The sequence below is a fragment of the Deinococcus apachensis DSM 19763 genome, assembly GCF_000381345.1.
Classification (GTDB): domain Bacteria; phylum Deinococcota; class Deinococci; order Deinococcales; family Deinococcaceae; genus Deinococcus; species Deinococcus apachensis.
This window is the reverse complement of sequence record NZ_KB906410.1, coordinates 87,701-99,726: the sequence shown is the minus strand read 5'-3', so window position 1 is coordinate 99,726 and position 12,026 is coordinate 87,701. Positions and strand designations below refer to the sequence as shown.

Annotated in this window: 11 protein-coding genes; 4 read left to right on the top strand and 7 right to left on the bottom strand. The window is 69.3% G+C overall.

Going from position 1 to position 12,026, the window contains the following annotated elements:
• Positions 1 to 225 precede the first annotated feature (225 nt).
• Entirely contained in the window at positions 226 to 903 is a 678-nt protein-coding gene (locus F784_RS0116265; RefSeq protein WP_019587786.1) for a hypothetical protein, read from the bottom strand.
• Positions 904 to 1,160: 257 nt separating this feature from the next.
• Between F784_RS0116265 and F784_RS0116260 the strand changes: the two genes are divergently transcribed.
• On the top strand, positions 1,161 to 2,249 hold the full coding sequence (locus F784_RS0116260; protein ID WP_019587785.1) for a 3-deoxy-7-phosphoheptulonate synthase: 1,089 nt from the start codon (positions 1,161 to 1,163) through the stop codon (positions 2,247 to 2,249).
• Positions 2,250 to 2,818: 569 nt separating this feature from the next.
• Here F784_RS0116260 and F784_RS0116255 read toward each other — a convergent pair.
• Positions 2,819 to 4,690, bottom strand: coding sequence for a phosphodiester glycosidase family protein (locus tag F784_RS0116255; protein WP_342662490.1), 1,872 nt, complete (start codon positions 4,688 to 4,690; stop codon positions 2,819 to 2,821).
• A gap of 104 nt (positions 4,691 to 4,794) precedes the next feature.
• On the opposite strand from F784_RS0116255, the gene mglB reads away from it, so the two are divergent.
• Positions 4,795 to 5,280, top strand: coding sequence for a GTPase-activating protein MglB (gene mglB / locus F784_RS0116250; RefSeq protein ID WP_019587783.1), 486 nt, complete (start codon positions 4,795 to 4,797; stop codon positions 5,278 to 5,280).
• A gap of 23 nt (positions 5,281 to 5,303) precedes the next feature.
• Complete coding sequence (gene mglA, locus F784_RS0116245) at positions 5,304 to 5,894, top strand: GTPase MglA (RefSeq protein WP_019587782.1); 591 nt, start codon at positions 5,304 to 5,306, stop codon at positions 5,892 to 5,894.
• Positions 5,895 to 5,950: 56 nt separating this feature from the next.
• On the opposite strand, the gene F784_RS0116240 is transcribed toward mglA, so the two are convergent.
• Complete coding sequence (locus tag F784_RS0116240) at positions 5,951 to 6,601, bottom strand: hypothetical protein (protein ID WP_019587781.1); 651 nt, start codon at positions 6,599 to 6,601, stop codon at positions 5,951 to 5,953.
• 206 nt (positions 6,602 to 6,807) lie between these two features.
• Between F784_RS0116240 and F784_RS0116235 the strand changes: the two genes are divergently transcribed.
• On the top strand, positions 6,808 to 7,284 hold the full coding sequence (locus tag F784_RS0116235) for a GreA/GreB family elongation factor (protein ID WP_019587780.1): 477 nt from the start codon (positions 6,808 to 6,810) through the stop codon (positions 7,282 to 7,284).
• 79 nt (positions 7,285 to 7,363) lie between these two features.
• Here the strand turns inward: F784_RS0116235 and F784_RS0116230 are convergent, their stop codons facing one another.
• The 4 genes from F784_RS0116230 to F784_RS0116215 form a co-directional block, all read right to left on the bottom strand.
• A complete protein-coding gene (locus F784_RS0116230) occupies positions 7,364 to 8,137 on the bottom strand; it encodes an ABC transporter permease (RefSeq protein WP_019587779.1) in 774 nt (257 codons plus the stop codon).
• 40 nt (positions 8,138 to 8,177) lie between these two features.
• Positions 8,178 to 9,116, bottom strand: a complete 939-nt coding sequence (locus F784_RS0116225; RefSeq protein WP_019587778.1) for an ABC transporter ATP-binding protein — start codon at positions 9,114 to 9,116, stop codon at positions 8,178 to 8,180.
• A 127-nt stretch (positions 9,117 to 9,243) separates the two neighbouring features.
• Positions 9,244 to 10,665 carry a superoxide dismutase family protein gene (locus F784_RS0116220; protein ID WP_019587777.1) on the bottom strand — a complete coding sequence of 474 codons (1,422 nt, stop codon included), beginning with the start codon at positions 10,663 to 10,665 and terminating at the stop codon, positions 9,244 to 9,246.
• The gene (locus F784_RS0116215) at positions 10,665 to 11,942 is read right to left on the bottom strand and encodes a PQQ-dependent sugar dehydrogenase (RefSeq protein WP_019587776.1); all 1,278 of its coding nucleotides are present in this window, start codon (positions 11,940 to 11,942) and stop codon (positions 10,665 to 10,667) included. The genes F784_RS0116220 and F784_RS0116215 overlap by 1 nt, the downstream gene beginning before the upstream one ends.
• Positions 11,943 to 12,026: the final 84 nt, after the last annotated feature.

Genomic DNA, 12,026 nt, shown 5'->3' with positions numbered 1-12,026 from the left:
CCGCCCGGGTGGAAAAAGTTCGTCTGTCCCGCCATCGTCACCTCAGGTCGCGGCGCCGGGCAGCAGCGGGGCGCCGCGTATGCGAAAGGGTGGGCGGCGGCCGTCCCCCTCCGGCCCCAGCGTCCTCGGGCAGCGCAGGACGCCCCGACCGAAATCCAGTGTAAGCGACGGTGGGAAGAGCGCGGCGCCGCCCGGCACGAGGATCCGGGCGGCGCTCAGGAAGAATCAGCGGCGGCGCCGCCCCAGCAGGAACCACCCGGCGGCAGCGGCGAGAAAGCCCACGCCCACGTAGGTCCAGAGGTTCGGCCCCTGCTGCTGCACGACGACCGGACCGTTTCCGGGCAGGCCCCCGTTGTTCACGATCACGTCCGGCCCGTTGATGGCATTCGCCACGCTGCTCACCGCCGTGAAGATCAGGGCGTACTTCAGGATGTCGTACCCGATGCCGCGGCTCTTGTAGTAGCTCTGCGGGTAGGGGAAGTAGCGGCCCGGCGAGAGCTGATAGCGATACTGGCTGCTGGGCGTGGCACTGTAGGTGATCGCGCTGCGGGGCACGCCCGCGGGCAGCCGCACGTTCTTCCACCCGTTGAGCTGGGTCGGCGTGACGCGGGCCGCTGCCGCCCGGTTCGCCGTGCTCGTTGCGCCGCTTGTCGTGCTGCGCTGCGTGGTGCTCGGGGTGCGCGTGGCGGGAGGGGTCGAGCGGGGGGCCGTGTAGGTATTTCCAGACGGCGTGTTGCGGGGGACCGGGGGCGGGGCGCGGTAGGTGCTGCCGCTGCTGCGCGGGATGCTGAACCCGCCGGAACTGCGGCTGCCGCCGAAGCCCCCGCCGCTGCGCCGCCCGGCGTCGGCAACCCCTGCGGCGAGCGCGAGGGTGGTCAGGAGGAGGGTGATGGAGCGTTTCATCCCCTCAGAGTACGGTCCCAGGGCCACGCGAGTTCCCGCCAGGGACACGGTTTTTCGGGATGTGAAGGCAGACCGAAGGCCCGACTAGACGGGCTGGGCCGCTTTCATTCCGCCCGCCGTAGACTTCCCCCATGTCCTTCAGCGCCGCGTTTTTTTATTGGTTCGGTTCGCTCCGGGCCTGACGCCAGCGCTGCCCCCCAGCCGAGCCGCCCGGAGGAACCCCACCTCCAGGCGGTTTTTCGTACGAAAGGAACGCCATGACCCACCCGGACCCCATCATCCAGGCCGGACGAACCGAGAACCTGAACGTCTCGGGCTTCACGCCCCTGATTACGCCCAGAGCCCTCAAGGCCAGCCTCCCGCTGACCCCGGAAGCCGAGCGCACGGTGATGGCTGGGCGAAAAGCAGCCCAGGACATCGTGCATGGGCGCGACGACCGCCTGCTCGTTGTGGTGGGGCCGTGTTCCATCCATGACTTCGACCAGGCCGTCGAGTATGCGGGTCGCTTGGCTGAGCTGAGGGAGCGGGTCAAAGACCGCCTCGAAGTCCACATGCGCGTCTACGTGGACAAACCCCGCACGACGGTGGGCTGGCGCGGCTACCTGATGGACCCCGACATGACGGGGGAGAACGATATCAATAAGGGGCTCTCGCTCACCCGCGAGCTGATGATCCGCGTCTCCGAACTCGGCCTGCCCGTCGCCACCGAACTCCTCGACCCCTTCGCGCCCCAGTTCCTCTTCGACGCGGTGGCCTGGGCCTGCCTGGGCGCCCGTACCACCGAATCACAGACCCACCGCGTCATGGCGAGCGCCGTCAGCGCCCCGATGGGCTTCAAGAACGGCACGGGCGGCGGCCTGAAACTCGCGGTGGACGCCATAGTGGCCGCCCGTCATCCCCATGCCTTTTTCACCGTGGACGACGACGGCCAGGCGTGCATCGTCCACACACGCGGCAATCCCGACGGGCACGTCATTCTGCGCGGCGGACGAAATGGCCCCAACTACGCCCCCCAGTTCGTCGCCGAGGCCGAGTCCCTGATGCGCGCGGCGAACGTGGACCCGGCGGTGATGGTGGACTGCTCGCACGCGAACAGCGGCTCGGACCACCACCGCCAGGGCCTGGTGTGGCGCGACGTGCTGCACCAGCGCACGCGCGGCCAGAAGGTCATCAGGGGCCTGATGGTGGAGAGTCACCTTCGCCCGGGCAAGCAGGGCATTCCCGCTGACCTGACCCAACTCGCTCCCGGCGTGAGCGTCACCGATGCCTGCGTGGGTTGGGACGAGACGGAAGCGCTGCTGCTCGAAGCGCACGCGGCGTTGGGGCGGGAGGTGGTGAGAGGGTAGGAGTGGAGGGCGGGCTCCCCGGGAGGTTACGAAGGCTTCTCGGGGCTTGAGCTTCACCTCCACATCCATGTCCAGGGCGTCGCCGATGCGGCGCGGCGTCTTCATGCCGTGCTGGTGAGAGTCGGGGCTGGGCGAGCGGGAGACCGTCGCGGGCTTGATGCCCAATCGCTCGGCGATCTGATGACCCTCGCGCCACGGCGTTACATGTTCGCCCAACGTCAGCTCTGGGGGGACGCCCGGACCTGCGCCCGCAAATCCTCGTGTTCGGAGCGCGTCGTTAATGCACTTCCACAGCCACTCTTCTGCCGGAAATAGTCGGACACCGTCTTCCAACGAGGGAAGTCCGCAGGCAAGAGGTGAGGCGCCGCGAACCCCGCCTCGCTTCACAGAGAAGACAGTGTTCGCCATGTCCAGGCGCTCAGTCCGGGCAGGTCACTCACCGGGTCGAGGTGCAGGAATCAGTGGGCCGAGGATGGCTCACTGATTCCTGGTGTTGGTCCGGCGTCAAGGCACACCAAATGGTGCTCGTTTCGGACAACGCTCCTCCTGCACGCTTTCCAGACAGTCTCTTACTTCTGCGCCCCCACCCCCTTGGGCACGAAGACGATGGCGTTGGGCACCGGGCGGCTCCAGACGGTATTCAGGTACCCGCCCAGCCCCGCGTACCCGCCCACCACATAGGCTGTGGCGCTGCTGCCGCTGTCCATCCGCACGGCGTCGCGCACCCCGGCAGCGGCCAGGGCGGCGGCGAAGGCTTCGGGCGTGCCCTGTTCCAGGTAGGCAATCGTGGGCTGGCCCTCCAGTACCCCAAAGGCGACCTGCCGGGTGGGCCGCCAGATGTTGGTGCCCGTGTCGAACACCTCACGGGTGGGGTTGATCACGACCCGCCCGCCCTGCACGAGCAGCGGCCCGGCGCTCAGGGCGTCCTGCGCCGAGTCCCAGGGGGCGTCCTGCGCCTGCCAGTTCAGCGCCACGCGCAGCGGTTGCCCCGCCGTGCGCGGAAGCTGCGGAAAGCGGGCCGGGTCGAAGGTGAGGGCCAGCGTCCCGGCGGACGGCACGGCGCGGCCCACCCCCACCCGGCTCACCGTCGCCGCTCCGGGCGTGAGGAGCAGCGTGGTCAACCCGTCCGCGCCGACGGCGGTGCGCCCGTCCCCCACGAAGGCGGTCAGCAGGTCTGGCCGCACCTTCGAGCCGACCGTGTTCACGGTGACGCTGCCGAAGGGGCCGCTGATCACGTAGCGGGGCCGGGGGTAGCCGAAGAGTGCACCCCCCTGCGCGGTGAAGCCCACCGTCGCGCGTTTCTCCAGGCTGGGCGCCATCATCAGGCCACCGACCGCCACGAGGTCCACCGGCAGACTGCTCGCGGTGTCGAAGTACCCGCCGTTCACGCCCGCGACGCCCCCCGCACTCCTGACCAGGCTGGCGACGTCCCGCGCGGCACCCAGCGGTGCGGTCACCACCCGCGGCTGGAAGCGGGCCGGGTCGAAGCTCAGCAGGTGTAGAGTGCCGCGTACCCGGTAGGTCACCCCCTCGGGCAGCCCCTCGGGGTCGATGGGCGGCGGAATGTGGGTGTCCAGGTGCGTGGTGGTATCGATCACCACCCGGTAGGGGTCGTCCAGGGTGAAAATTTCGCTCGTGCCGCCCCCGGTTTTCAGGCGCACGGTGGTCTGGGGCGAGGGCTGGGCCGTGCCCGGCTCAATGCTGAGGCTATCCCCGCTCGGCAGGGTCTGGGCAGAAGCGCTCGCACTCACGCCGGGAAGCACGATGCTCAGGCCCGCCGCCTCACGCACGACCTGATGCGGGGCCGCCGCGCTGAGTTCGAGCACCACGCGCTGCACCTCCACCGTGCGGTGCAGCGTGCGGCTGACGCGTACGGTGTCGAGGTGGGCCGAGGTCGCCGGGGGTGTGGCGGGAGGCGTGATCGGTGCGGGAGGAGGGGGAGGTGTCGTCGGCCGGGCCGGGGCAGGCGTGGGAGGTGGGGGAGCCGGGACCGTCGCGGTGGCCCCCGCGTCGGGTGAGGGGGGCAGCGTGGCGGCGGGCACGACCCTGGGGGCGGCGAAATCGAGGAGATCGGGCGCGTCCGCGATCACCGTCACGCCCAGGGCTCGCACCGCCGCCAGGGGAACGTACAGGCTGCCGCCCACGAGTTGCGGCACCGTCAGCTTCAGCCCGGTCGGGAGCGTAAAGCCCACCGCGCGCCAGCCGCGCTCGGGCGAGAAGCGCAGTTCGCGCGGACCGTACAGCAGGCGCACGTCCTGTGGATCGTTGCGGACGGTAATCCCCACCCGGGGGAGCGTCCACACCGCCAGCATCTCGCTGCCGCCCAGCATCCGCGACTCCACCGCCGCCGCCTGCACGACCCCGCCGATTGCCACCGGACGCGCGCCCGCTGCGGCCAAAAGCGCCAGCGCCGCCGTCCACATCAGCCTTCTGAACGTCACGGGCGGGAGTTTACCCTGTGCCCGGCACGCGGCGGGTGAGGGCCCGCCCGGCTTCCCCGCCTGTCAGATTGTCGTATGAAACTCACTCCTATACTCGCCGGGACATGATTGAACCCTCCCTCGCCCTCTACGGTGACGCCTTCGACCGGGTGGACCAGCACCTGGAGGAGCTGCTGACGGCCACCGGGGTCCGGTACTGCCTGCTGGTGGACCGCAAGGGCTTCGTGCTCTCCCACAAGGAAGCCCTCTGGGCCCCGCGCCCCCCGGCGCTCGACAGCGTCGCCACCCTTGTCGCCTCCAACGCCGCCGCGACTGCCGCCCTGGCGAACATGCTGGGCGAGCGCACCTTCAGCGAGCAGATCCACCAGGGCGAGAACGGCACCCTGTACGTGGAGTCGGTGGGCGACTCGGCCCTCCTCACGCTGATCTTCGACGGCAGCGTGCCGCTGGGCCGCGTGAAGGTCCACACCAAGAAGTCCATCGCGCAGGTCGCGGCCATCCTGGAAGGGCTCAAGGACGCGCCGCCCGTGCAGTTCAGCGAGGACTTCTCCAAGGGCGCGACCGCCCTGCTCGACGACCTGCTCGGCTGAGGCCGACCGACGGAGGAACGCACATGAGCACCATCAACTTCGCCGCACGCGAGATCAACTGCAAGATCGTGTACTACGGCCCCGGCATGTCCGGCAAGACCACCAACCTCAAGCACGTCTTCTCCAAGGTGCCCACCCACCTGCGCGGGGAGATGGTCTCGCTCGCCACCGAGGACGAGCGCACCCTCTTCTTCGACTTCCTGCCGCTCGACCTGGGCTCCGTGCAGGGCTTCAAGACCCGCTTTCACCTGTACACCGTGCCCGGCCAGGTCTTCTACAACGCCTCCCGCAAGCTGATCCTGCGCGGGGTGGACGGCATCGTCTTCGTGGCCGACTCGGCCCCCAACCGGCTGCGCGCCAACGCCGAGAGCATGCGGAACCTGCGCGAGAACCTCGCCGAACACGGGATCGACGTGCGCGACGTGCCCATCGTCCTTCAGGTGAACAAGCGCGACGTCGACGGAGCCCTGCCCACCGAGATGATCCGCGCCGTGATCGACCCCAGGCGGGAACTCACCCTGTTCGAGGCGACCGCCCACAACGGCGGCGGCGTGTTCGAGACGCTCAAGAGCGTGAGCCGCCTGGTGCTGGACCGCCTGGCGCAGAACAAGTAACAGGAAAAGCAGAGGCCCCGGAGATTCGCACCGGGGCCTTCCTGTTTTTGCCAGCGTTATGAGCCCGACTCCTCCTCCGTGCCGGGCAACGGGTGGGTGCGGGGCGGGCCGCCGTCGATGCTCCCCAGGCCGCCCACGCGGGGACCTTTGATGTCGCCGCCCACGTCGATGCCGGGGTCGGCCAGGCGGGTGGTGCCCTCCGGGTTATCGGGAGTAATCACGCTGAAGTCGGAGAAGCTGCCCGGCGTGCCGTCGTCGAAGCTGGGCTCGTCGTTCACGTTGTTCGGCACGAAGTCGTCGCCGTAGGCCATCGCGTTGTCGAGCATCTCGCTGCGAATGGAGGGGTCGATGCCGTCGTCGAAGGTCACGCCCGCGCCCGCTAAAGCGTCGCTCCCGCCGCTGGCCTGCCGCCCGCCCGTCACGTCCCCGGAGACCGGGAAGTCAGCCTCCGTCTCGGCCACGTCGCGGATCAGGTCGGCGTTCGACTGGGCATCCTGGTTCGCCGGGTTGCCGTCGCCGGGCAGTGAGTAGTCCATCGTTCCCGCACCCGTCACGCCCTCTCCGCCGACGGGGTGGAGTTCGGCGTCGCTCAGTTCCCGGTCGTCCCGGGTCACGTCCTCCCCGGTCACGGTCACGTCCTCCTCCAGGGGCGAGTTCAGCTCGGGGTCGATGTCCGTGGTGCGGTCTTTGCCTGTGGGGTCCGTCATGGTGCTCCTCCTGGGCCTGCCCCTTTGCTGCTGAGCATGGGCCGTTTGCCCCGAATTACAGCGTAGGGTCCATCCCCCACGGTGAGGAATTAGGAAATGGACGTTGGCGCATCTGCCCTTAAGGTGCCTGTCACCGGGAAGAGGGTTGGGCTGCCTACAGTGGGGGGCCTGACGGGGGCAGAATCTCCCGCACTCAGGAGGATCACATGGCAGAAGAAGTGCAGATGACGGCGGAGGGTTACCAGCGCCTTCAGGAGACGCTGGACAAGGAACGGCAGCGGCGCGAGGACGCCATCGCCCAAATGGCCGCCACCCGCGACGAGGCGCTGGACCTGGAGGACCGCAACCTGGAGACCGCCCAGATCGACCTGCCGAGCATGGAGGCCCGCATCCTGGAACTGGAGGACGTGCTCGCCCGCGCGGTGATCGTGGAGGCGGCGCCCGAGGAGGCCGGAAAGGTGGCCCTGGGGTCCGTGGTGACCCTGCACGACGAGGAGCATGACCGCGACCTTCAGGTCCGCCTGGTCAGCGCCGTCGAGGTGGACGCGCTGGCGGAGGGCGCCACCCAGGTCAGCGAGGACAGTCCGGTGGGTCAGGCGCTCCTGGGACGCGCGGTAGGAGACACCTTTGAGGTCGACCTGGGGTCCCGCCACGCCCGCTACACGGTGAAAAGCGTCGGCTGAGAACGGCGGCCACTCACACCAGTGTGGCGGAAGCAAAAAGCGGAGGCTCCGGCCTCCGCTGACTTCTTACACCTTCCCCTTAAACATCCCGCCGGTCAAAGGCATACACCGCCATCAGCCCGAAGCCCGCCGTGTAGATCAGCAGCAGGATCAGCCCCTGGAGCACGTCCCCCTGGCGGGCATACAGGTCGAGGTGGCTGGTCAGCAGCAGACGCTGAACGCCCTCCGGGAACACGACGAGGAGCCGCAGGATGTTCAGGACCGCGAGTGTGGCGAGGGCGGCCGCGGCCGTGTTGAGGTACAGCACGCCGAACAGCAGCGCGAGGGCCGCGACCGGCATCAGCATGACGGCGGCCAGCACGCTCCCGCGCAGCACCTGAAGCAAGGCCTGGCCGCCACTCAGCGGCCCCACGCCCGCGAAGTAGCCCGGTCCCAGCCCGGTGCCGCCTGTAAAGCTGCCCAGCCCCAGCACCAGCCCGGCGAGCAGCGACCCGATCACGAGCGCGGCGATCAACAGGGCGGGGTACAGCAGGGCCACGATCAGCTTGCCCGTGATGACCCGGGTGCGGCCCACCGGGCGCAGCAGCAGGGGGGCCAGCGTGCCCTGGCTGACCTCCGCGCCGATCATCTCGGCGCAGGTCACGGCGATGAAGAGCGGCAGCAGGAACTGCACGAGCACGCCCAGGCTGACGGCGGGAAGCTGCCAGCCGCTTGTCAGCGTGATCTGAAGGAGGGCGGTCAGGCGGGGGGCGAAGGGCCACACGAAGGGCAGAAGCAGGCACACCAGCAGCGCGAGGCGGGCGCTGCGCATGCCCAGCAGCTTGCGAAATTCCAGTCCCACCAGGGTCAGCACGGGGCCACCCCGGCGGAAAGACGAAGAGGAAACGTATCCATCAGACTTGCTCCACGCGCTCGCGGTAGTACTCGTACAGGTCGAAGTGGTCGGGTCCCGCCTCGAACACGCGCACGCCGCGCGTCGTCAGGGCCGTCAGGGCGGCGGGCACGTCGTCCTCCCCCGTGAGGTGGACGATGACATGGGGGGCGCGGGTGCTGACCTGCCGCACGAAGGGCCGCCCCTCCAGGGTCCGGGCCGCCGTGTGTGGGTCGTCCACCCGGAAGCGGAAGGCGGTCTGACGGGCGCGCAGGTCCACCGTGTCCACCAGCCGCCCACCGGTCAGGATGCCGACCCGGTGCGCATAGGTGGCGATCTCGCGCAGGTGGTGGGTGCTGAGCAGCGCGGCGCACCCCTGGGCGGCCAGGTCGGTCACGATGCGGTGGATCAGGCCGATGCCCAGCGCGTCCAGCCCGCTCGTCGGCTCGTCGAGGATGAGCACCCGGGGATTGGCCAGGATCGCGCTCGCCACCCCCAGCCGTTGCCGCTGTCCCAGCGAGAAGGTGCCCACCCGGCGATCCGCCATCCGAGTGAGTTCCAGCAGCGCGAGCACCTCGCGGATGCGGTCACGCGTCACCCTGCGCCCCCCCGGCACCATCGCGGCGAGGTTCGCGTGGATCTGGAGGTTCTGCGTAGCGGTGAACTGCGGGTAGAACTTGGCGGGGGCCTCCACGACCGCGCCGAGGTGCGCCCGGGCCCGCGAGCCGTCCTCGTGGATATCGTGATCCAGCAGCCGCACCTCGCCCTCGGTCGGAAAGGCGAGGCCGGTGACGGTGCGGATCAGGGTGGTCTTGCCTGCGCCGTTGGGGCCGGTCAGGGCGTAGATTTCCCCCGGCTCCACGCTGAGGTTCACGTCGTGCAGCACGGCCTGCGACCCGTACTTCTTGTACAGGCCGCGCACCGTCAGGGCGGGCGCCGGGGGAGGAGCGGGCGTGGTCACCCGCCCAGCCTGAACGAGCCCCCTTCACGGCGTTCTTACAGAAGAGGGGAGAGAAAGGCGGCCTGCCCTCCTCTCCTCTGACGACCACCGCTGTGCCCGCTGAGCGGGACCACTCTTCTCCAGGGCTCTAGAACTTCCTGAAGCGCGTCAGCCGGAAGGGCACCTCGGGCGCCATCCCTCCCTGCAAGCGGTCGAGCTGGGGCTGGGTCACCACGAGGTCGCCGCCGATCATGACGAGGGTCGCCGGGAAACGCAGGCCGTTCAGCGGCTCCTCGGCGGTCAGGGTGCCCGTGCCGGAGTCGGCGGAGAGGCTCACCTTGCTCACGACCTGATCCTTGTTGCGGGCGACGTAGAGGGTGCGGCCATCGAGCAGCAGGCCGTCGCCGTTCATCAGGCCGCCCATGACCCGCTTCACCGCTTTCGTCCGCAGGTCGATGCGCCACAGGTCGCCCGTGTTCGTCTGCATCACCAGCAGATACCGGCCGTCGGGCGTCGGCACGATGCCGTTGAGGTTCACGCCGGGGCCGTACTTGATCGGCGTCTGGCCCAGATCCAGCCACGCCGTCAGGTTCAGGTTGCGGTCGACCCGGAAGATCACTGGGCGGCGGCTGTCGGTCACGTAGACGTTGCCGTCCGGGGCGGGCGTGAGGTCGTTGAGGTACGGCATGGGGCTCATGGGTGTTTCCAGCACCTTGAGGATCATGCCATTCGGGGTCAGGATGGAGACGGTGCCCTGCTGCCCGTCCGCGATCCACAGGCGGCCCTGCCCGTCCACCTTCATCCCCAGCGCGACCCGGCGGCCCAGCGCCCCGCCCTCGCTGAACTTGCTGACGGCGCCCGTCGCCGCGTTGATCGCGTAGACCGTGCCGTTCGTGGCGCTGCCGGTGTAGAGGATGCCCCTCCGCGCGTCATACGCCACGCCCTCGGGGTAAGCCAGGTGGTCGGGCAGCGTGTAGTCGCGCACGCTGAAGTTCGCGCGGGTGATGACGCCGCAGCGCACGCGGGTGCCCGACTTGCCCGCCGGGTCGCTCTTGTAGTCGTCCGGGTTGGCGTGGATGACGAGCGAGCGGTTCAGCACCCCGTTCATGCCCGTCAGGCTGAACTTCTGAGACATGAAGGTCGCGCGGCCCACCCCGTCGGCCCCCACGGTCAGCATGAGCGCGTCCCCGCCGTGCCCGTACTTGTTGGGCGCCTGCGGGTCGTCGTGGTTCTTGCTCATGCCGGGGTCGAAGTGCCCGCCCGCCGCGCCGAAGGGCACGACTGTATTCGTCGCCGGGTCCACACCCAGGGCGCACCGCCCGTACTCGTGGACGTGCATCCCGTGCTGGCCGGGCGTCAGGCCGCGCGTCTCCACCGTCACCTGTACGCCCATCCCCATCTGCCGGAAGGTCGCGGTGCCGAGGACCTGGCCTGCCTCGTCGCGCAGGGCGGCGGTGGCTGTCAGGGGTGTGCTGGCGGGGGCGGTCATGGCCTCCATCCCTCCGGCGAGCACGCTTCCACCCACGGCCCCGGCCAGGGCGAGGGTGCCGAGCAGTAACGTCTTTTTCATCACTGGCCCCCCGTGTAGCGCACGCGGTAGATCACGCCGCTCTGGTCGTCGGTGAAGAGCAGGCTGCCGTCGGTGTACACGGCTACGCCCGCCACGCGCCCGAACTGCTTCCACTGCCCGTTTTCCTCGAAGACGAAGCCGGTCACGAAGGGGGTGATCTCCGTCGGCTTGTTGTTCGCGTCGAAGTTCACGCGGGCGATCTCGTAGCCGCTGGGCTCGGAGCGGTTCCAGGAGCCGCGGTACGCGATGAAGGCGTCGTTGCGGTACTCGGCAGGAAAGCTGTTCCCGGTGTAAAAGGCCATGCCGATGGCCGCCGCGTGCGCCGTGTACGTCAGCACGCTGCCCTGGGTGCGGGCGCAGTAGTCCTGCTTGGTGGTCAGATTGGGAATCTGGCTGGTGTTCGTGTACGGGTCGGGATTCTTGTCGCCGTAGCAGAAGGGCCAGCCGTAGGCCCGCCCACGCACGATCACGTTGAGCTCCTCGGGCGGGATGTTGTCGCCGTGCCAGTCGGCGCCCTGATCGGCCCCGTACATCACTCCCGTCACCGGATGCCAGCCGAAGCCGACCGTGTGGCGCAGGCCCCGCGCGTACACCTCGCGCCACTGGCCGTCGGGGCGAATCCGCAGGATGGTCGCCTCCTCGGGGTTCTGGGTGGGCGTGTCGTTGTTGGTCGCGCCGAAACTCGCGTACAGGTAGCCGTCCGGCCCCCACTTCAGGTTGCGGGCGGGATGCTGCCCGGCGTCGGGGAAGCCCTCGGCGAACACGCGCGGCGTGCCCAGCGTGCCGTCCCTCGCCAGGTCCATCACCCAGATCATCTTCTCGCCGACTGCGTAGAGCTTGCCGCCCTTCACGTCCATCCCGTGGACGAGGGGGAGGTTGGAGGCGACCTGTCGCCGCTCCCCGGCGTCGAAGCGGCCGTCCTTGTTGACATCCTTCATGTACCAGATGTCGTTCTGCTGGCGCCGCGAGAGGTAGACGCCGCCGTCGGGCATGACGTACAGCATCCGGGCGTTGCCGAGCTCGGAGGCCATGACGGTGACCGTGAACCCTGCCGGGACCTTCACCCGGGCGAGCTTGTCGGGCGTGAAGCCCAGCGCCATCGGTTCGTTGCGCGTCGCGGTCACCGTGGCGGGCGGCTCGGGGGCGGGCAGCGGGCGGGGCGTCGGCGGGGTGTTCGGCCCCGGGAACGGCCCGGTCAGCGGCACCGAGGTCTGCGCCAGGGTGAGCCCGGCACCGGCCAGGGCCACTGTCAGGGCGGCGAGCAGCAGTTTGCGCATGGGGGTTGTCCTCCACCCCGGAGCATCACACGCTCCTCAAAACCCCGAACTCAGCCTTGCTCACGTTCTAAAGCGTAGCTCAGG